We start from the raw sequence: 20094 nt of genomic DNA on the forward strand, positions 1-20094 counted from the left end.
CGATGGTGCGCCCGGTTTGCCATGCACGGGTCAGACGGCCGCACCGCGCCCAATCGCTCCGCGCCGCGCCAGGCGCAGCGCCGCGAGCCCTCCGAAGCACGCCAGTTGCGCCACCAGCACCGCCAGCGCCCCGCGCACTTCGCCAAGCGACGCGCCCATCTGGTTGAGCGGCACGAACAGATGCGTCGCCGGTGTCACCGGGATCGTCCACGCCAGCGCCTGCACCCATAAAGGCATCGCCACCAGCGGCCAGGCAAAGCCCGACAGGAACACGAACGGGATCGAGGTCGGGATCAGCAGTTTCAGCGCATCATCGCCACTGCGCACCAGACTGCCGACCAGCATCCCCAGCGCCGACACGGTCGCCGCGAACAGCGGCACCACCAGCGCAAGCGCAGGCAGATTGCCGCCATGCGGAATGTCCTGCACCCAGAACACCAGCCCGAAATACAGGCCTCCAGCCAGCGTCCCGATCGTCGCACACCCGGCCCACACCCCGGCAAACGCCCGCCCACCGCGCACCCAAAGCCCCTTGCGCCGCCGCTCGGCAATCAGCCGCGCCACCGCGAACAGCAGTGTCTGTTCAAGGATGACATTGGCGACCGCCGGAAAAACATAGTCGCGATAGCCCTCGGTCGTGTTGAACAGCGGCCGCGGGATCACCGAAATCTGCGGCACGCCTTGCCCAAGCGACAAGCCTGCCAGCCGCTGCTGCACGACCGTGGCGATCGCGCTGGCAATGCTCTTGCCGACGCCTTCCGCGCGCAGCAGATAGGCCCCGTTCAGCCACAAGGCGATCCCCGCCCCCGGCCGCGCCGACGCGACCCCGCTGGCAAGACCCTGCGGCAGCAGCAAAATGCCCTCCACCTTGCGCGTGCGCGCCAATGCGGTCGCCGCCGCCATATCCGGCACCTCTGCGGCGATCGTCACTTCGGGCGCGGCGGCAAGCTGCTGGAGGATGCCGCGCGACAGCGCGCTATGGTCGGCATCGACCACCGCGATCGGCAAACGCTCGACCACCTGATGCGCATAAGGCGCGGGATAATAAAACGCGTAGAACAGCACCGAAATCACCGCCACCGCTACCAGATCGCGCGTGCGCAGGATTTCGAGCAGCGCCCCCTCAAAGGCCCGGCGGAAGCTCATGCCGCGCGGCGCGCCTGGCGGCGGATCACCAGCAGTGCCGCCCCGCCCGCCAGCAGCGGCACCAGCGCCAGTACCGCCGCCTGCTGCGCCCAGGTCGCCAGCGTCACGCCAATCGCCTGGTCCATTTCCAGCGCGACGAAATGCGTCAGCGGCAGCACGCTGCTCCACACCCGCGCGAACAGGATGCCGCCGGTCAGCGGCAAGGATGCGCCCGAATAGGCCAGCGCCGATCCGGCATAGATCACGCTCGCCGACAAGCTCGTCGCGATTTCCCCAGTCAGCGCGATCAACAGCGCCGAGACCGCCGCCGTGCCGACGAACAGCAACGCCCCGCCGACCGCCACCAGCGTGATCGCGCCATCGAAGCGATAGCCCTGCGCCAGCGTCAGCCAAAGCAGCCACAGGCACAGCCACAGCATCCCGAGCGCGACATGCGGCAGGAACCGCCCGACCAGCGCCGCCGCGGGATTGCCAACCCGGCGCGCCCAGGCGGCCAGCGACCCGTCCTCCAATTCCCGCCCCAAAGATGCCGCCGTGGTCACCGCGATCAGCAAATGCAGCACCGCCGGGCCGATCAGCAGCCCCAGATACCATTCCAAACTCGCGCCCGGATTGCCGAGCAAGGTCACCTGCACACCGGGCAGCGGCGCGCGCAGCAAGCGCACCCCGCCCAGCCCGGCTTGCGCGGTGGCCTGCGCCGCCAGTTCGGCGGCAACCGCAAGCTGCAACCGCGTCGATGCCAGCACGCCCGTTGACAGGAACGCGGTCTGATAGAAGATTTCGACCGCCCGCGGCACGGCACGCGCACGGCCATCGCCCAGCCCGCTCGGCAACACCACCACCGCGACCGCGCGCTCCTGCCGCACCGCCGCGAAGGCCTCGGCCAGATCGCTGCCCACGCCGATCACCCGTACCGCGTCGGAAGCCTCGATCGCACGGATCACCCCGCGCGACGCGGCGCTATGGTCCTGATCGACGATCATAACGCCCAGCCCTTTGGGCGATCCCCCCGACAGCATCCCGCCCATCACCACCAGGCACAGCAAGGGCAGCACGGTCAGCAACGCCAGGTCGAACCGGTCGCGCGCCAGGTGCGCCAGCTCGGCCCAGAGCGCGCGGCGCAGCCCGCTCATCGCGGCCAGTCGAACAGCACGCTCATCCCCGGCCGCAGCCCCGGCACGCGCTCGGCCGGGCGCAGCTTCACCGAAAAGGAACGCACGTCATAGCCGCTCGACTGGCGCGTCGCGCGGATCGTGGCAAATTCGGCCTCGGGCGCGATATAGGCAACGCGGAAACGCACATCGCGGTTGAGCGCGGGGACGTGCCCCGTCAGCACGCGCCCCACGGCCAGTCCGCCATATTGGCTCTCGCGCACCGTGATCGCGACCCAGGGATGATCGATATCGGTGACCTGATAGGCGGGCAGGATCGGGCTGACGATCTCGCCCGGTTGCAGCAGCTTGCGCGCCACTTCGCCCGCGATCGGCGAGACCAGCTTCGTCTCCGCCACCAGCGTCTGCGCGGTCGAAAGACCCGCCTCGGCGATGCGCACCTGCGCGGCGGCGGCCTGCTTGTCTTCGCTGCGCGTGCCCGCCAGCGCCTTCTCATATTGCAGCCGCGCCGCCTCGGCCGAACGCATGCTGCTGTCGCGCGCGGCATGCGCCTCGTCGCGGCGCTGCGCGGCGATCACGCCCTCAGCATAGAGCGTATCCGCGCGCTTGCTCGATGTGGCGGCGAGGGTCGCGGCAGCCTGCGCCGATTGCCAGATCGCGCGCAGCGACCCGACATCCTCGCTGCGCGCGCCCGCTTGCGCCACCGCCTGCAGCGCCCGCGCGGTATCGAGCGCGCCTTGCGCCTGGCGTTCGGCATTGCCGAGCTCGGGGCTGGACAGCGTCGCCAGCACTTGCCCGGCCGCAACGCGCGCGCCCTCATCGACCAACGACCGATCGACCCGCGCCAGTGTCTTGGTCGCGACATTGACGCTGTCCGCCTCGACCATGCCCTGAATCTGCTCCGGCGCCGGGCGGCTCGCGAGAAACAGCCCGACCGCAACGATCACCGCGACCACCGCCAGCCCGACATAGAGCAGGGTGCGCGCGCGGCGGCTTGGGGCGGGGGTTTCGGATGCGGTATCGGTCATTGCCCGGCTCCATAGACAAGGCGCTGGTCGGCGCGCGCGAGATAGCCGCTAAATTCGTCAAGCCGCCCGGACGATGCCAGCAGCCCGGCCAGCGCCAGATCATATTCATAGGCGACCGAAATGCGCTGCGCCTCGGCCGCATCCAGCGCCGCCTGCGCCGCGATCACCGGCGTCGCCGTCCCCTCGCCTTCGCGAAACGCGACCGTCTGCACCCGCAGATTCTCGCGCGCGGCGGTGATGCTGCTGTCGAGCAGCACGAACGACCGCCGCGCCGCCTCGACCAGATTGTAGGCGCGCATCGTCGCGCCGGTCGCGGTCTTGCGCGCTTCGGCGGCGGTGTCGGCGGCAGCCGCCGCAGTGGCGCGGGCGGCGTCCTCGCTATGCTTGCGCCCGATATTGGAGAAGATCGTGTAGCGCACGCCAACGCCCACCGTCCAATCGGGTTCGATCGGCAAGGCGTTGGATTGGTTGAAATTATATTCGCCAAAGGCATAAGCCTGCGGCAGCCGCTGCGAGCGCGCCAACGCAACCCCCGCATCGGCGACTTGCCGCCCGCCATCGGCGGTGCGCGCCTCCGGCACATTGCCTTCATTGCCGAGGAACGCCTGTGCAGGCGCAAGCGGGCGCGTCTGCACGAACAGCGCCGTAGTCGGGGCGACGCCCGTCTCCAGATCGAGCAGCCGCGCCAGATCGTCGCGCGCGCTGGCATACGACAAATCGGCGCGCTGATAGACGCGCTCGGCGGTGTCGCGCGCCACCTCCACCTCCAGCGTGCGCGCGTGCGGGATGACCCCCGCCGCCTCCAGCTTGCGCGAATCCGACAGCACCGCGTCGAGCGCATCACGGCTGCGCCGCGCGGACTCGAGCAAGCCCGCTGCTGCCTGTTGTCCGAAATAGGCGCGGATCAGGTCGATCCGCGCGAGATTGAGCGCCTGCGCGCGCCGCCCCTCGGCCATCGCCACCCCGCCTTGCGCCGCGCGCTGGATCGCCGGGATCGCGCCGCCGCTATACAGCGGCAGCGCGCCCTGCACCGTCGGGCGCAGCACATCGTCGCGGAAGCGATAGCTGAGCTGGTCGGGGATCGCCTCGAACAGCCCCGGCAGCGCCTGCGACAGCCGCCCGGTGATGTCGGCGGCGATTTGCTGATAGGCGGGCGGCACGGTCGCGGGCAGCGACGCCAGGAAATCCTGCGTATTGCCGAGCGTGGTCGCCTTGGGCCCACTCAGATCGACCGACAGCGTCTTTTGATATTCGAGATATTGCACCGAAGCGGTGACGATCGGCCGGTGCAGCGTGCGCACCGCATCCGCGGCCGCGCGCGCCGCCTCAACGCCGTGATCGGCCGCGCTGACGGTGTGCGAGCTGCGATCGTAGCGCGCCTGCGCCGCATCGAAACTGAGCGCGGTCTGCGCGAACGCGCTCGACGGGCTGAACGACACCAGCGCGATCGCGATCGGCCATCGCCCGATTCCTGCCATGCGCCCTTACCCCGCGAAACCCTTGTCGAGGACGGCGCATACCAAGCTCGCAAAAGCGATGTCACGTACAAACGCGCATCGGGATCAGCGCCGGGTGCGCGCCGCCCGCTGCGCGCGGATCGCCGCGACCAAGGTACGGTGACGGCTGCGCTCGACCCGCACGGCCGCAGCGACGCGCTTGCCCTGCACGATCAGCACCAGCCCGATCAGCGCCAGCGCAAAGGCCGGCAAAGCGAGCAAGCTGCCGCCATCGAGCCGATCGGCCAGCCCAACGCCTGCGGCGAACAGGAACGCAACCACGCCGACTCCGCGCCACGCGCGATCGCGCGGCGTCATGCCGCCACCGCCGGTTCGGCGATCAGCGTGCGCCCGGCACATTCGACCGCGTGCACAGCATCGCAACTGCACCCCGCCGCGCCGTGCCACAGCACGATGTCGGCGGGAAAATCGGCCTCGTCGCCCAGCGCGCTCGCCAGATCGCGCGTCTCGAAGGTCAGGCCGATCGCCGGATCGCGCACCCCGCGCGCCGCCACGCGGGCGCGCTCGACCAGCCCCGGCGCGTCGTCGATCCCCAGTGCCTCGATCGCGGTAAAGCCCAGCGCACGGGCATGGCGCGCCGCGCACAGCAGCAACGTCCCCGTGCCGCAATCGGTATCGACGATGCGCACGCTGCACCTTCTCGTCGCGCGCAAGGCGGACAATGCCGCGGCGACCGCCGGCCAGCGCGCATCGCGACACCGCAAGCGGGGGGCGATGGCGGCTCGATGCGGCTGCGTCCGCAAACGCCGCCGGGGACCGCCAATGCTATGTTCAGAAAGGTGGGTCATGGTGGCAGCGGAATGCGCCCCCACGCCGTAAAAAGTCCCGGTCGATCCCGCCCTATTCCCGTGAAGAATCCATAAAGCGCACCGATCAGAAAACACCGCCCAGCCCGCGATTGACAATGGTGCAGTGCGGGAGCAATCGCCCGACGTCGGTCGAATCGCCGACACTCAGGATCAAACAAGCAAATGCCAAGCGACAGTAGTCGACAATATGCGCCGTCGGGGGCGCCCGGCCGAGCCTGATCCGATCAGTCTCGCCCCGGGTGGTCGTCGACGGCCGCCCGTGTGAGGTGAGACAATGCGTGAGATGCCCCAGATTGCCCGGGGTGTGCGGCCCTTTTCGCGCTACTGGCGCGTCACGACGCCGAGCTGGGCCGACGCCATCGCTTTCCTGCTGCTCGCCGGGCTCGGCGTGCTCATCGTGCGCGGGGCGGAGGGTGTCGCGCAGCCGCTGTCGCAACTCCGGCTCGACCCGGTCGCGCTCGATCCGTGGAACCTGCCCGCTTATGCTCTCCGCACCACGCTGCGCATGTTTGCGGCGCTCGCCGCGTCGCTCGTCTTCACCTTCGTCGTCGCGACGCTCGCCGCCAAGAGCAAGCGCGCCGAGATGGTCATCGTGCCTGCGCTCGACATCCTGCAATCGGTGCCGATCCTCGGCTTCCTGACCTTCACCGTCACCTTCTTCATGGGGCTCTTCCCCGGCCAGCAACTGGGCGTCGAACTGGCCGCGATCTTCGCCATCTTCACCAGCCAGGCGTGGAACATGGCGTTCAGCTTCTACCAGTCGCTGCGCTCGGTGCCGAGCGACCTGGAGGAAGTCTCGCGCGGCTTCGCGCTGTCGCCGTGGCGGCGCTTCATCCGCCTCGAACTGCCCTTCGCCACGCCGTCCTTGGTGTGGAACGCGATGATGTCGATGTCGGGCGGCTGGTTCTTCGTCGTCGCGTCGGAGGCGATCAGCGTCGGCAACACCCGGATCATGCTGCCCGGCATCGGATCGTGGCTGGCACTGGCAATCGACCGGCAGGATTTCCGCGCGGTCGGCTGGGCGGTCGCGGCGATGGCGGTGGTGATCCTGCTCTACGACCAGCTCGTCTTCCGCCCCGTCGTCGCCTGGGCGGATCGCTTCCGCTTCGAACAGACCGCCTCGCAGGACGGCCCGCAAAGCTGGGCCTATGACCTGTTCCGCCGCACCAAGTTGCTGCCGGTGCTGTTCGCCCCGTTCACCGCGCTCGGCCGCTTGCTGATGGCAGTCGACCGCCGTCCGGCCCGGGGCCAACGATCCGAACGCCGCGAAGCGCGCAGCCCGCTCGGCCAGATCCTGTGGCTGGCGTTGGTCGCCGCCGCGCTGCTCGCCGCCGCCTGGCTGGTGATCGGTTATGTCGCCGCTCACCTCGCCTGGCACGATGCCCTCACCGCCTTCGGCTTGGGCCTCATCACCATGGCGCGCGTGCTGGTGCTGATCGCGCTCGCCAGCCTCGTCTGGGTGCCGATCGGCGTGTGGATCGGCCTGCGCCCGCGCTGGGCCGAACGGCTGCAGCCGGTCGCGCAGTTCCTCGCCGCCTTCCCCGCCAACGTGCTGTTCCCCTTCGCCGTCATCGCGATCGTGCATTGGCATTTGAACATCGACATCTGGCTGTCGCCGCTGATGGTGCTGGGCACGCAGTGGTACATCTTGTTCAACGTCATCGCCGGTGCCAGCGCCATCCCCAACGATCTGCGCGAGGCGGCGGGCATGTTCCGCGTGCGCAGCTGGCAATGGTGGCGCACGCTCGCCATCCCCGGCATCTTCCCATATTATGTCACCGGCGCGCTCACCGCTTCGGGCGGATCGTGGAACGCCAGCATCGTCGCCGAGGCGGTATCCTGGGGCAGCGAGCGGCTCGAGGCGCACGGCCTTGGCACCTATATCGCCAAGGCCACCACCGCCGGGGATTTCCCGCGCGTGACGCTCGGCATCGCGGTGATGTCGATCTTCGTGATCGGCTTCAACCGCTTCCTGTGGCGGCCGCTTTACGCTTATGCCGACCGCCGCCTGCGCCTCGCCTGACCTTCGACCTTCAAGAGACTGGACCCGGACCATGGCCACCCTCGCCCGCACCGCCACCGCCAACACGCTGCTGAAAGTCGAACACCTCACCCACCGTTACGGCAAGGTCGGCAGCGGCGGGCTGCTCGTGCTCGACGATGTCGACCTGACGCTGCGCGAAAATGAAGTGGTCGGGCTGCTCGGCCGCTCGGGCTCGGGCAAATCGACGCTGCTGCGCTCGATCGCCGGGCTGATCCGCCCCGATGAAGGCGCGATCGATTTCGTCCCCGATGAACATGGCGCCGCCCCCAGCGTCAGCATGGTGTTCCAGACCTTCGCGCTCTTCCCGTGGCTGACGGTGCTGCAGAATGTGGAATTGGGGCTGGAGGCGCAGCGCGTCCCCGCCGAGGAACGCCGCACCCGCGCGCTCGCCGCGATCGATTTGATCGGGCTGGACGGCTTCGAAAACGCCTATCCCAAGGAACTGTCGGGCGGGATGCGCCAGCGCGTCGGCCTGGCGCGCGCGATCGTCGTCAACCCCTCGCTGCTGCTGATGGACGAGCCGTTTTCCGCGCTCGACGTGCTCACCGCCGAAACGCTGCGCACCGATCTGCTCGATCTGTGGGCGGAAGGGCGGATGCCGATCAAGTCGATCCTGATCGTCACGCACAATATCGAGGAAGCGGTGCTGATGTGCGACCGCATCCTCGTCTTCTCGTCCAACCCAGGCCGCGTCGCCGCCGAGATCAAGGTCGATCTGCCACAGCCGCGCGACCGGCTCCCCGCCGTTCCGCGCGCTGGTCGATGACATTTATGCGCGCATGACCGCGCGCGCCGCGCCCGAACCGGCGCGCGACGGCGTGTTCCCCGGCACCGGCATCCAGATGGTGCTGCCGCGCGTCTCGACCAACTCGCTGGCGGGGTTGATCGAGGAAGTCGATGCCAGCCCGTTCAACGGTCGCGCGGCGATGGCTGACCTCGCCGACCAGCTCCAGCTCGAAATCGACGAACTGTTCCCGATGGCGGAAACGCTGCAATTGCTGCGCTTTGCCGAATTGCAGGGCGCCAACATCCAGCTCACCCCCTCGGCCCGCCGCTATGCCGAGGCCGATGTCGACACGCGCAAGGCGCTGTTCGCGCAAGCCCTGCTCGCGCATGTGCCGCTCGCCCAACACATCAAGCGCGTGCTCGACGAACGCGCCGGCCACGCCGCCCCCGCGCGCCGCTTCCGCGACGAACTGGAAGACCATATGTCGCCCGATTATGCCGAGGAAACGCTGCGCACGGTCACCCTGTGGGGCCGCTATGCCGAAGTCTTCGCCTATGACGAGGATGACGATCGCTTCTCGCTGGATGACGCGGTGTGATGCCATATTGAGTGGGGCGTACTGGATCACCGAGGTGCGTGACTATTGATCCAAGCGTTGATGCTGACAAGCGGCGTGCTCCAGCATCCCTAAGCCAGAAGATCTTGGAGATTCGCCTTGAGGCTCGCTGCGCGCTCAGGAAAACCGATGTGACCAAGAACCGATGCGTCGGAGAATTTTCTGTCGGGAACTTTGTTCTTGAGCTGCTTGAACACGGTTTTTCCTTTGGCGCCTTTTAGGGAGCGCGTCTGGAATGAAGTCCAAACATCATCGTTCGTTGGGCCGCCGCCTGCCTTGTGAAGTTCGCCATTATGGGCTGCGCGCTGCGAAACGAATTGTTCGGTTATGGTCGCTTGGTTCTGAGCGAGCACCTCTGCAACCCATGCTTCGCAGACGTTTAACGTCTCTCCGGTCAAAGAGGACAAGAAGTTCGGGTCACAGAATTCAGCCTCTAGATCGGATTGGTCAGTCACCCAGAGACGGATGCCATCGCTCGAATAATCGTCTTTAAGAGCGACCACTTCTTCGTCGCTGAGAGAATCTCTATCCCGATGGACTAGGACCTTAAATTTATTGCCAAGTGATGCACGAAGCTCGACGGCCTCGTCTTTGGTGAGGAGGTGCTTGTATCCGCGTCCCGGCAAAACCGTGACCGCACGCTCGATTTCGGGCCATTGACCAATTAGCTTTTTAAGGTGATCGTTCTTCGCATCCTCGCTGACGACGATGACCTTCTTCCCGAACGCCCCCCAACCCAGCGCCAACTCGACGATCGATCGATCATCCGTTTTCTTTTGTCCCTCCGCCAGCCAGACTACGTTCGTGTCCGCTGGGGCACCTCTGACAATGAAAGGTGAATGGGTGGTCATCACGATCTTAATGTCCTGCGCGCGAGCGATTTCAAGAAGAGCAGATGCCAATTGCTCCTGTACGCTCGGATGAAGGTGAATGTCCGGTTCATCGATGAGCAGTATTTTTGGCTTAAAGAGCAATATGTAGCAAAATATTTGTATAAGCTGCAGAAATCCTGTCCCCAAAAGCTCAAGAGGCATTGACATTCCGGCAATTTCTGCCTCTGCGTGGATATCAAAGTCTGCAGCTTCGTCAAATTTAACCTTTAGTTTCATTTGACCCAACAACGGTTCTAGCCAAACTTCTATCTGATTTATTTCTGTCTGAGAAAGAAGATCGAGAGCATTTCTCAGATAAACATTTGAGTCACCGAAAGAGCATGCCTTCAGCACCACTCGCTTCGAGTTTTTCTGCTCGACGTTCGGAATGCCGGATATCCCCGGAATAAACCCGCTGAAAAAGGTTTCGGCACCTCGAAATTGGTGCCTGACCACCTCAGGCAGTTCACCTTGAACCGATATACCGGCGTTACGGGCGGATCGCATCTCAAGATGGGCCGTCGTCGCCGCTCCATCACCATCCTTGAAAACGAAGAACACCTTCGACGATGGACTGTCGGCTCGGTTGCCCCAAGGTGCGCCATGGCCAAGCCGCCAGTACTCATCAGAAGGCAAGTAATCGAGGTCCGCCACACGGACCATCGCCGTCGACGCAGCGCGGATGCGGTCAGCTTGACGCATCAGGCACGACGCCAAATGTAGAGCTTGCAAGATCGACGACTTCCCGCTCCCGTTGGACCCTACAAGAATGTTGAGGTCTGCTAGCGGCAGATCAATGGTGTCGATCCGCTTAAACTTTTCGATTCTGATCAATTCAAGTCTCACGCCACCCCCCGAGTTCATTTTACAACACCGTTACACGACATGTCTGAACAGTCACCCCTCGAAATCGGCAGTAAGCGCCGAACGTTCGTTTGTGTCAAAAACAGACATTAGACAGCTTGTTCGGAAGCGACGGTTTCGTCCCCCGCTCGGTCGACCCAATAGCCCGCCGCCGCGCCTCATCCGTGAACGCGGGACGCTATACCCCACCCACCCCACCAAAAAACCACACCACGCTCGTGCATCAGCGCATAGCCTCGCTATAGCGCCCCCCATGACTCTCCTCGAACCGCATCAAAACGACCTGAGGGCGCTCGACTCCGCCGCGCGGCTCCGCCGCCTGCAACCCCGCACCGGGCTGGATTTTTCGTCCAACGACTATCTCGGTCTCGCCTGCGCGCAGCGCTTGCGCGAGGCCGTGGCGGCGGCGCTGGCGCGCGGGGTGGCGATCGGGTCGGGCGGGTCGCGGCTGCTGCGCGGCAACGATCCCGAGCATGAAGCGCTCGAAGCCGAAGCCGCCGCCTTTTTCGGCAGTGAATCCGCGCTGTTCTTCTCCAGCGGCTATGCCGCCAATGCCGCCTTGCTGTCCACGCTGCCGCAGCGCGGCGATCTGATCGTCCATGATGCGCTGATCCATGCCAGCGCGCATGAAGGGATGCGCCTCGCCCGCGCCGAAAGCGTGGCGGCACCGCATAATGACGCGGGTGCCGTCGATCAGGCGATCGCCGACTGGCGGCGGCGCGGCGGCACCGGTCGCGCGTGGATCGCGGTCGAAAGCCTGTACAGCATGGATGGCGACCGCGCCCCGCTCGCCGATCTGGCAACGGTCGCGGCGCGACACGAAGCGATGCTGCTGATCGACGAGGCGCACGCAACCGGCGTGTTCGGGCCGGGCGGGCGCGGCCTCGCCGCCGATCTGGAGGGGGCCGAAAACGTCATCACCTTGCGCACCTGCGGCAAGGCATTGGGCTGTGAAGGCGCCTTGCTCTGCGGCCCGCGCACGATGCGCGATTTTCTGGTCAATCGCGGGCGCGCCTTCATCTTCTCGACCGCGCCCTCGCCGCTGATGGCCAGCGCGGTGCGCGAAAGCCTGCGCATCCTCGCCGACGAGCCCGATCGCCGCGAGCGGCTGACCGCGCTCATCGCCTTTGCCGAGCGCACACTCGCGCCGTGCGGCGTCACCCCGACCGGATCGCAGATCCTGCCGCTGGTGATTGGCGAGGACGCCCCCACCATGCGGCTGGCGGCGGCGCTGCAGGCCGCCGGTTTCGATATTCGCGGCATCCGCCCGCCCACGGTGCCGCCCGGCACCGCGCGGCTGCGCGTGTCGCTCACCCTCAATGTCGGCGAAGCGGAAATTGCCGCGCTGGCGGAGACGCTGTTGGAGTTGGCTTGAATGAACCCCGAAACAATCGTCATCACCGGCACCGACACCGATGTCGGCAAGACCGTGTTCGCCGCCGCGCTGACGGGCGCGCTGAACGCGCACTATTGGAAGCCGGTGCAGGCGGGGCTCGACCCCAGCGCCGACCGCGACAGCGTCGCCGCGCTCTCGCGCGTACCCGCGTCGCACATCCTGCCCGAGGCCTATCGCCTCGCCACCCCCTGCTCGCCGCACCGCGCAGCCGAGATTGACGGCGTGACGATCGATCCGCTGCGGCTGACCCCGCCCGAGGTCAACGGCCCGCTAGTGGTGGAGGGGGCCGGCGGCGTGCTGGTGCCAGTGACGCGGGAATTGGTCTTTGCCGATCTGTTCGCGCGCTGGGGCTGCCCGGTGGTGCTGGTCGCGCGCACCGCGCTCGGCACGATCAACCACAGCCTGTTGTCGATCGAGGCGCTGCGCCAGCGCGGCGTGCCCCTTCTCGGCATCGCCTTTATCGGCGACGAGAATGCCGACACCGAAGCGACCATCGTGCAATTGGGCGGGGTGAAGCGGCTCGGGCGCTTGCCCCGGCTCGATCCGCTCAACGCGGAGACGCTGGCAGCGGCGTTTGTCGCCCATTTCAACGTGGACGACTTCCAATGAGCACCTCCCCGATCTGGCACCCCTTCACCCAGCACGGCCTTTGCGAGCCGATCCCGCTCGTCACCCACGGCGAAGGCGCGGCCCTGTTCACCGAGGACGGTCGCCGCATCATCGATGGCATTTCCTCCTGGTGGGTGACGACGCACGGCCATTGCCACCCGCGCATCATGGCCGCGATTGCCGAGCAGGCGGGCAAGCTCGACCAGATCATTTTTGCGGGCTGGACCCACGAACCCGCCGAAACGCTCGCGCGCGCTCTGCTGGAGATCATGCCGCCCGCGCTCACCCGTATCTTCTTCTCGGATTCGGGCTCGACCAGTGTCGAGGTCGCGCTGAAGATGGCGCTCGGCTTCTGGGCCAATCGCGGCGCGCCGCCCCACCGCATCCTGGTGATGGAGCATAGCTATCATGGCGACACGATCGGCGCGATGTCGGTCGGCGCGCGCGGCGTGTTCAACGCGCCTTATACGCCCTTGCTGTTCGATGTCGGCACGCTGCCCTTCCCCGCCGTAGGTCGCGAGCAAGCCACGCTCGATGCGCTGGAGGCCGCGTGCCGCGAAGCGCCCGCCGCGTTCATCGTCGAGCCGCTGGTGCTCGGCGCGGGCGGGATGCTGTTCTACCCCGCCTGGGTGCTGGCCGAGATGCGCGCGATCTGCGCGCGCTACGACGTGTTGTTCATCGCCGATGAAGTGATGACCGGCTGGGGCCGCACCGGCACGCTGCTGGCGTGCGAGCAAGCGGGTGTCGTCCCCGACATCCTCTGCCTGTCCAAGGGCCTCACCGGCGGCGCGGTGCCGCTGGCCGTCACCATGGCGAGCGAGGCGGTTTACGACGCGCATCTCTCGACCGACCGCGCGCGGATGTTCTTCCATTCCTCCAGCTACACCGCCAACCCGATCGCCTGCGCCGCCGCCAACGCCAATTTGGCGATCTGGCGCGACGAGCCGGTCCGCGACCGCATCGCCGCGCTCGCGCACCGGCAACGCCAGCGTCTCGACGCGCTCGCCGCTTTGCCCGGCTTCACCAACCCCCGCGCGCTCGGCACCATCGCCGCGATCGATCTCGCGGATGAGCCGGGTGCGGGCTATCTCTCGCAGCGCGCCCCCGGCCTGCTTGCGCATTTCCGCGAAAACGACCTGCTGCTACGCCCGCTCGGCACCACCGTATACGTGATGCCGCCATATTGCATCGACGCCGCCGATCTCGACCGACTCTACGCCGGGATCGCAGAAGCGGCGGCGGCAATGGCGCGCCGCAGATAAGCGCCTCGACCCGATCGGGCACGAAGCGGCAAATGATGTTGGGAATCGCCAATATGCGCGCGGACTTTGCGCGCATGAGGCGCGGACCGTTTTCGTCAGGAGTCCGCGCCATGACCGCCACTACCCCGCAAAGCCCAACCGTCGTCCTCGTTCACGGCGCGTGGGCCGATGGATCGAGCTGGCAGCGTGTTATCCCGTTGCTGACGCGCAAGGGCATTCCCGTCGTCGCGGTGCAGAACCCGACGACCTCGCTGGCCGACGACGTGGCGGCAACGCGCCGCGCGCTGAACGCGATCGACGGGCCGGTCGTGCTGGTCGGCCATAGCTCGGGCGGTGCCGTTATCACCGAAGCGGGCAACGATCCCAAGGTAAAGGCGCTGGTCTATGTCGCGGCGTTCGCGCCCAAGGCCGGGCAGACCGTTGGCGAACAGGTCCAGGCGCACGCAAATCCCCCGGCGCTGGCGCATATCACCGATGACGGCACCGGCTTCCTGAAGCTTAGCGCAGAAGGCTGGGTGAACGATGTCGGGCAGGATTTGCCAGAGGAGGAAGCGCGCACGCTCGCGATCCTGCAACCGCCGCTCGCCGCCAGCACCTTTGGCGACAAGATCACGCAGGCGGCATGGGATACGCGCCCCAATTGGTACATCGTCTCGACCGAGGACCGCGTCGTCAGCATCGATCTGGAGCGGGAGACTGCCGCGGCTCTGAACGCAAAGACCACCGAAGTGAAGGCCAGCCATCTCTCGTTGCTGTCGATGCCCGATGCCGTCGCCGACGTGATCCTGGATGCCGTCGCGGCAACCGCTGCGGCACGCTGATCCATCACGGGATGCGCGTCTTGAGGATGGGCATACCGATGCCGATCTTATAATCTGAGTCGGTGATCCAAAGGCCGGATCAAGCAAATCGGATGAAACGCCATGACCGTTCGCTTTTTAAAATCTGCCGCAGTGATCGCCAGTCTGGCCGTCGCGCCGGTCGCTTATGCGCAGAACGCCGCCCCCACCGCAGCCGCTGCTCCAGCGGATTTCTACAAGATGAAGCTTGGCAGCTTCACGATCGTCGCACTGTCGGACGGCATCTTCTCGCTGCCGACCGACCAATTGCTGGTGGAGCGGACGCCCGGCGAAGTGAAGGCAATCCTGACGGCGGCGAATGCGCCCACGCTCGAACCCACCTCGGTCAACGCCTATCTGATCGACACGGGGTCGCGCCGCATTCTCGTCGATAGCGGCAGTGGCAGCTATTTCGGCCCGACGCTCGGGCGCGCGATCACCGCGTTGAAGGCAGCGGGCTATAAGCCCGAGGATATTGACGAGGTGCTGATCACGCATCTGCATCCCGACCATGTCGGCGGCCTCTCGGTCGGCGGCGCGCGCGTGTTTCCCAACGCGACGATCCGCATGGCGCAATCGGAACACGACTTCTGGCTCGACAAGGCCAACCTCACCAAGGTCGATGCCTCGGTCCAATCATCCTTCGACGCGGCGGCCGCCTCGCTCGCACCCTATAGCGCGGCGGGCCGGGTCAAGCCGTTCAAGCCAGGCGAGACGATTGCGCCCGGCGTAACGGCGGTGTCGCTGCCCGGGCACACGGCGGGCCATACCGGCTACCGTGTCGAGAGCGTCGGCAAGACGCTGCTCATCTGGGGCGACGTGATGCACGTGGCAGTGGTGCAGTTGAAGGACCCTGCGGTGACGATCAAGTTCGACCTGTCGCAGGCCGAAGCCTCCCGATCGCGCGCCACGATCATGGCCGATGCGGCGAAGCGCCACTATCTGGTCGCCGGGGCGCATCTGCACTTCCCCGGCATCGGTACGCTCAGCAAGGCCGCGCAGGAGTGGCAATGGACCCCCGTCCCCGCCACCCCAGCCAGCGCGCAATAGCCCGCGCGTCGCCGCACCGGCCGATCGCTTTTCCCCGGCGCAGCACGGTGGCAACCTCCCGAACCGCCACCGTCTCGCCTAACCAACGGAGACTATCGTGGCCTATGTAACCAGCGCAGACGGCATCCAGATCTATTATAAGGACTGGGGCCCCAAGGATGCTCAGCCGATCGTGTTCCACCACGGCTGGCCGCTGTCGTCGGATGATTGGGACGCGCAGATGCTGTTCTTCCTGGCCAATGGCTACCGTGTCGTCGCGCACGATCGTCGCGGCCATGGCCGGTCGGAGCAAGCGGTCGGCAACCACGACATGGACCATTATGCCGCCGACGCCTCTGCCGTCGCCGAGCATCTCGACCTCAAAAATGCGGTGCATATCGGCCATTCGACCGGCGGCGGTGAAGTGGCGCGCTATGTCGCGAAGTTCGGCGAGCCGCAGGGCCGTGTGGCCAAGGCGGTGCTGGTCGCCGCCATCCCGCCCCTGATGCTGAAGACCGAAGCCAATCCCGGCGGCACGCCGATCGAAGTGTTCGACAGCTTCCGCAGCGCGCTCGCGGCGAACCGCGCGGCGTTCTTCCGCGATGTTGCGGCCGGCCCCTTCTATGGCTTCAACCGCGACCACGAAACGACGATCCCCGCCGTCATCGACAATTGGTGGCGCCAGGGCATGATGGGCAGCGCACAGGCGCACTATGACGGCATCAAGGCCTTCTCCGAAACCGATCAGACCGAAGATCTGAAGGCGATCTCCGTGCCCACGCTGGTGCTGCAGGGCGATGACGACCAAATCGTGCCCTATACCGATGCCGCGCTGCTGCAGGTCAAGCTGCTGCAGAACGGCACGCTGAAAATCTATGAGGGCTATCCGCACGGGATGCTGACCACGCATGCCGATGTCATCAACCCCGATCTGCTCGCCTTCGTGCGCGCCTGAACGCGGCGGTTTGATCGCACGGGGAGACGATCGACGATCGCCTCCCCGTGTTCCCGCCCGCGCATATTGCGAGCGTGCGGCGGATCGGGCATCGCACGCTTCGTGACAGACATTGCGGCCCGAACAGCACCCCCGTGCGCATGAGCGGCTGCGCCCGTGCCCTTCTGTTCGGGGCGCTTTTCGCTCTTCTGCTCTCCTTGCCCCGACCGGTCTGCGCGCAGGGGCCGAGCCGTGCGCCCGAACAATTCCATCACAGCAACTGGACGATCGAGGACGGCGCGCCACCCGATATCTGGGCGATCGCCCAGACGGCAGACGGCTTCCTGTGGTTAGGCACTGGCGGCGGACTCTATCGCTTCGACGGGATCCGCTTCGAGGAAATTCGTCCCCGCATCGGCAAGCTGCCGAGCCGCAACATCACCGCCTTGCTCGCAACCGACGATGGCGATCTCTGGCTTGGCTCCTATGACGGCCAGATCGCGCGCTTGCGCAACGGGACGCTGACCGGCTTCGGTGCCGCCAATGATTCGGTCGATCGCTTTACCCGTGGCCCGGATGGAACCGTATGGGCAGGCTTTTGGCGCGGTCCACGGCATCTTGCGCGTTTCGACGGCGCGCATTGGCGCTGGATTCCCAATGACAGCCGGGTTGTTCCGGGCAAGCTTGGCAGCCTGATTGCGGCGCGCGACGGCACGGTCTGGGCCAGCACCGAACGGCAGATCCTGCGCCTGCGCCCCGGAGACACCGCGCTAACGCCCGTCGCATGGGCGCAACCGGGGGATCGTCTGGTCGGAACGCGGAGCGGCGGCATCGCCATCCTCCACACCGGCGTGCCACGCGCGGGCCAGACAGTCTACCAAGAGACGTCGCTCGGGCTGCCCGCCTTCTGGCTGCCGGGCGGCACGCCCGAGATCAAACGCGCGCTGATCGATCGCCAGGAGACGCTATGGTGGACGGGCGGCAAAGGCGGTGTTAGCCGTCTGCTGCCTCCGGCCGATGGCACCACCGCCCGTGCCGAGCAGTGGGCAGACCGGCAGGGCCTGAGCGCCAACGCCGCCGTCCCGGTGTTCGAGGATCGCGAGGGGGCGATCTGGGTCGGCACCAATTTGGGGCTGGACCGCTTTCGGCGCGCGCGCGTGGTCCGGGCCGACGCCTTTGGCCCCTCCCCTTACAAGGCCTATCTGCAGACGGTGCTGGCGGATGGCACGATCTATGTCGTGACCCGGACGCAGACGCTGACACGCGCCGCCCGCGATGGCTCGCTATCTCCGGTGCTGCACCTCGCCTCCCCACCGGCCGCGATCGCGGCCGACGGCAATCGGTTGATCGTCGAACAACGCGGCCATCTCTTCGTTTTGCACCGCGACCGGCTGGTCCCGCTCGGTCTGCCCGTGCTGTCCGGCAGGATGGCGACATGGTCGCGGGATAAGGACGGCACCCCGACCATCGCCGTGCGCGGGCAAGGCGTGCTGCAACCCGTCCATGGGGGATGGCGGCTGCTCCGCAGCACGGGTGTGCCGACACTCGACCGCAAGCTCGAAATTCCCTTCACCGGAGCGGTCGGTCGGTGGTTCTACGCCGATGATCGTTTGATCGGGTGCGCGCGCGGCGTGTGCACACCGATTTCGCGCGGGGTCGATGTCGGCAGGATCAACATCGTCGTGCCAGGCGAAACGGAGCAGGGCGCGGTGCTGGTCGGTGGCGATAGCGGCCTCGCCATCGGTCGTGGCGATCGGTTTGAAAGCCTGACCTCAGATCGCTTTCCCGTCCTGGTCGGCATCACCGGCATCGCCCGTGGCGCGGGGGATATCGTGTGGCTGAGCGGACTGCGCGGCGTCGTGCAGACCACGCAAGCCGCGCTCGCCCGCACGCTTTCCAGCGGTCGCCCGCTCGCCTACCGCCTGTTTACGATGGCAGACGGCGTGCCCGGCGCGGCGCAGCAGGATGCGAGCTATTCGACCGCCCTCCGCGGCGGCGACGGGCGGATCTGGCTTGCCGCCAGCCACGGTATCGCCTGGATCGACCCCAACCGCCTGAAGCCCAACCCAGCCGCGCCGCCCGTGCTGATCCGCTCCGTCTCCGCCGATGGGCGGGAGGTCGCACTCGCACCCAATCTTACCATCGCCGCTGGCACGCGGCGTATTCAGATCGACTATGCCGCGCTCAGCCTGCTCGATCCGGATCGCGTGCAGTTTCGCTATCGCTTGTCGGGCGTCGATGAGGCGTGGGTCGACCCAGGCCAGCGCCGACAAGCGACCTATACCAATGTCGCGCCGGGGCGTTGGACGTTTCAAGTGATTGCCGCCAACGCCGACGGGGTCTGGAACACGCGCGGGGCCTCGATCGAGCTTACGGTAGCGCCGACCTTTTACCAGACATGGCTGTTCCGCGTGGCGGTGGCGGCCATCGCAGGGATGATTTTGGCCGGGCTGTACCGCATCCGCAAACGTGCGATCGAGGAGCGCACGCGCCGCCTGATCGCAGCGCAGGTTGCCGAGCGCGAGCGGATCGCGCGGGAACTGCACGATACGCTGCTGCAGGGGATGCAAGCGATGATGCTGCGCTTCCAGGCGGTCGGCAACATTCTGGCACCGGACAGCCGCGCGCACGACATGCTCGAATCCGCGCTTGAGCGGGGCGACGACGTCCTGCTGGAAGGGCGCGACCGCGTGCGCAACTTGCGACCGGAGAACCGCACGACCTTGCAATCGGCGCTGCACGCCATTGCCGGTCAGATTGGGGACGGCCTGACGATCGAGATTGTCGAGCAGGGCCTGCCCCGCACGTTGTGCGATCCAGTGATCGATGAATTGGCCGCGATTGCGCGCGAAGCCCTCACCAACACGCTGTGGCATGCGCAAGCGACCCACGCGACCGTTACGCTCGATTTCACGCGGTGGAGCATGCGGATGTCGGTTCGCGACAACGGACGCGGCTTTAGCGCCAGGATCCTCGAGCAAGGCGCGAAACCGGGTCATTTCGGCCTGCCCGGCATGCGCGAGCGCGCGGCAAAGCTCGCCGCTGTGCTGACGCTGTCCAATCGTGACGGGGGCGGTGCCGAAGTCGTGATTACCGTTCCCGCGCGAATCGCCTATGCGCGGCCGCGCTCGGTTCTCCAAAGGGCGACCGACACCGCAGCAGCATGGCTCGCGCACCTGCGGGGGCGCTCGGGCGGCAACCCGCTTTCGTAAAGCGCAGCCGCCTGTCGCCTTGCCATCATCACGCAAAAGAAACCGAATATTTTCCTGCGCTTTGCGCAGCGGCACCGC

General features: G+C 66.6%; 15 protein-coding genes and 1 pseudogene. 9 read left to right on the forward strand and 7 right to left on the reverse strand.

What is annotated here, in order from left to right; genetic code table 11:
- Positions 1-30 precede the first annotated feature (30 nt).
- The 6 genes from ON00_RS04825 to ON00_RS04850 all read right to left on the reverse strand — a co-directional run bounded on the left by ON00_RS04825 (position 31) and on the right by ON00_RS04850 (position 5432).
- A complete protein-coding gene (locus tag ON00_RS04825; RefSeq protein WP_010403603.1) occupies positions 31-1146 on the reverse strand; it encodes an ABC transporter permease in 1116 nt (371 codons plus the stop codon).
- A complete protein-coding gene (locus ON00_RS04830; protein WP_010403604.1) occupies positions 1143-2279 on the reverse strand; it encodes an ABC transporter permease in 1137 nt (378 codons plus the stop codon). The genes ON00_RS04825 and ON00_RS04830 overlap by 4 nt, the downstream gene beginning before the upstream one ends.
- Complete coding sequence (locus tag ON00_RS04835; protein ID WP_010403607.1) at positions 2276-3286, reverse strand: HlyD family secretion protein; 1011 nt, start codon at positions 3284-3286, stop codon at positions 2276-2278. Before ON00_RS04835 ends, ON00_RS04830 begins: the two co-directional genes overlap by 4 nt.
- On the reverse strand, positions 3283-4764 hold the full coding sequence (locus ON00_RS04840; RefSeq protein ID WP_010403608.1) for a TolC family protein: 1482 nt from the start codon (positions 4762-4764) through the stop codon (positions 3283-3285). The genes ON00_RS04835 and ON00_RS04840 overlap by 4 nt, the downstream gene beginning before the upstream one ends.
- 84 nt (positions 4765-4848) lie before the next feature.
- The gene (locus ON00_RS04845) at positions 4849-5100 is read right to left on the reverse strand and encodes a hypothetical protein (protein WP_010403609.1); all 252 of its coding nucleotides are present in this window, start codon (positions 5098-5100) and stop codon (positions 4849-4851) included.
- A complete protein-coding gene (locus tag ON00_RS04850) occupies positions 5097-5432 on the reverse strand; it encodes a class I SAM-dependent methyltransferase (RefSeq protein WP_010403610.1) in 336 nt (111 codons plus the stop codon). Before ON00_RS04850 ends, ON00_RS04845 begins: the two co-directional genes overlap by 4 nt.
- A 463-nt stretch (positions 5433-5895) precedes the next feature.
- Between ON00_RS04850 and ON00_RS04855 the strand changes: the two genes are divergently transcribed.
- Positions 5896-7635 carry an ABC transporter permease gene (locus ON00_RS04855; RefSeq protein ID WP_010403611.1) on the forward strand — a complete coding sequence of 580 codons (1740 nt, stop codon included), beginning with the start codon at positions 5896-5898 and terminating at the stop codon, positions 7633-7635.
- Positions 7636-7666: 31 nt separating this feature from the next.
- Positions 7667-8981: pseudogene (locus ON00_RS04860) on the forward strand (ABC transporter ATP-binding protein).
- An 89-nt stretch (positions 8982-9070) separates the two neighbouring features.
- Here the strand turns inward: ON00_RS04860 and ON00_RS04865 are convergent.
- Positions 9071-10705 carry an ATP-dependent nuclease gene (locus ON00_RS04865; RefSeq protein WP_211207106.1) on the reverse strand — a complete coding sequence of 545 codons (1635 nt, stop codon included), beginning with the start codon at positions 10703-10705 and terminating at the stop codon, positions 9071-9073.
- Between the two features lie 283 nt (positions 10706-10988).
- Between ON00_RS04865 and ON00_RS04870 the strand changes: the two genes are divergently transcribed.
- The 7 genes from ON00_RS04870 to ON00_RS04900 all read left to right on the forward strand — a co-directional run bounded on the left by ON00_RS04870 (position 10989) and on the right by ON00_RS04900 (position 20016).
- The gene (locus tag ON00_RS04870) at positions 10989-12110 is read left to right on the forward strand and encodes an 8-amino-7-oxononanoate synthase (RefSeq protein ID WP_010403613.1); all 1122 of its coding nucleotides are present in this window, start codon (positions 10989-10991) and stop codon (positions 12108-12110) included.
- Positions 12111-12740: a dethiobiotin synthase gene (bioD, locus tag ON00_RS04875; protein WP_010403614.1), complete on the forward strand. Its 630-nt coding sequence runs from the start codon at positions 12111-12113 to the stop codon at positions 12738-12740. It abuts the gene before it with no gap.
- On the forward strand, positions 12737-14002 hold the full coding sequence (locus ON00_RS04880) for an adenosylmethionine--8-amino-7-oxononanoate transaminase (RefSeq protein ID WP_010403616.1): 1266 nt from the start codon (positions 12737-12739) through the stop codon (positions 14000-14002). The genes bioD and ON00_RS04880 overlap by 4 nt, the downstream gene beginning before the upstream one ends.
- Positions 14003-14112: 110 nt before the next feature.
- Positions 14113-14823, forward strand: coding sequence for an alpha/beta fold hydrolase (locus ON00_RS04885; RefSeq protein WP_040601886.1), 711 nt, complete (start codon positions 14113-14115; stop codon positions 14821-14823).
- A gap of 102 nt (positions 14824-14925) precedes the next feature.
- Positions 14926-15891 (forward strand): MBL fold metallo-hydrolase, encoded by a 966-nt coding sequence (locus ON00_RS04890; protein ID WP_010403622.1) that lies wholly within the window; start codon positions 14926-14928, stop codon positions 15889-15891.
- A gap of 97 nt (positions 15892-15988) precedes the next feature.
- Entirely contained in the window at positions 15989-16825 is an 837-nt protein-coding gene (locus ON00_RS04895; RefSeq protein ID WP_010403625.1) for an alpha/beta fold hydrolase, read from the forward strand.
- 140 nt (positions 16826-16965) lie between these two features.
- The gene (locus tag ON00_RS04900) at positions 16966-20016 is read left to right on the forward strand and encodes a sensor histidine kinase (RefSeq protein ID WP_010403627.1); all 3051 of its coding nucleotides are present in this window, start codon (positions 16966-16968) and stop codon (positions 20014-20016) included.
- The last annotated feature ends 78 nt before the right edge of the window (positions 20017-20094 follow it).

The sequence above is a fragment of the Sphingomonas echinoides ATCC 14820 genome (assembly GCF_000241465.1).
GTDB lineage: Bacteria > Pseudomonadota > Alphaproteobacteria > Sphingomonadales > Sphingomonadaceae > Sphingomonas > Sphingomonas echinoides.

Bases quoted from the DNA above. Each gene is read 5' to 3' on its own strand.
- ON00_RS04890 (WP_010403622.1), top strand. From the start codon at position 14,926: ATGACCGTTCGCTTTTTAAAATCTGCCGCAGTGATCGCCAGTCTGGCC.
- bioD (WP_010403614.1), top strand. From the start codon at position 12,111: ATGAACCCCGAAACAATCGTCATCACCGGCACCGACACCGATGTCGGC.
- ON00_RS04840 (WP_010403608.1), bottom strand. From the start codon at position 4,764: ATGGCAGGAATCGGGCGATGGCCGATCGCGATCGCGCTGGTGTCGTTC.
- ON00_RS04885 (WP_040601886.1), top strand. From the start codon at position 14,113: ATGACCGCCACTACCCCGCAAAGCCCAACCGTCGTCCTCGTTCACGGC.
- ON00_RS04825 (WP_010403603.1), bottom strand. From the start codon at position 1,146: ATGAGCTTCCGCCGGGCCTTTGAGGGGGCGCTGCTCGAAATCCTGCGC.
- ON00_RS04830 (WP_010403604.1), bottom strand. From the start codon at position 2,279: ATGAGCGGGCTGCGCCGCGCGCTCTGGGCCGAGCTGGCGCACCTGGCG.
- ON00_RS04880 (WP_010403616.1), top strand. From the start codon at position 12,737: ATGAGCACCTCCCCGATCTGGCACCCCTTCACCCAGCACGGCCTTTGC.
- ON00_RS04870 (WP_010403613.1), top strand. From the start codon at position 10,989: ATGACTCTCCTCGAACCGCATCAAAACGACCTGAGGGCGCTCGACTCC.
- ON00_RS04845 (WP_010403609.1), bottom strand. From the start codon at position 5,100: ATGACGCCGCGCGATCGCGCGTGGCGCGGAGTCGGCGTGGTTGCGTTC.
- ON00_RS04835 (WP_010403607.1), bottom strand. From the start codon at position 3,286: ATGACCGATACCGCATCCGAAACCCCCGCCCCAAGCCGCCGCGCGCGC.
- ON00_RS04900 (WP_010403627.1), top strand. From the start codon at position 16,966: ATGAGCGGCTGCGCCCGTGCCCTTCTGTTCGGGGCGCTTTTCGCTCTT.
- ON00_RS04855 (WP_010403611.1), top strand. From the start codon at position 5,896: ATGCCCCAGATTGCCCGGGGTGTGCGGCCCTTTTCGCGCTACTGGCGC.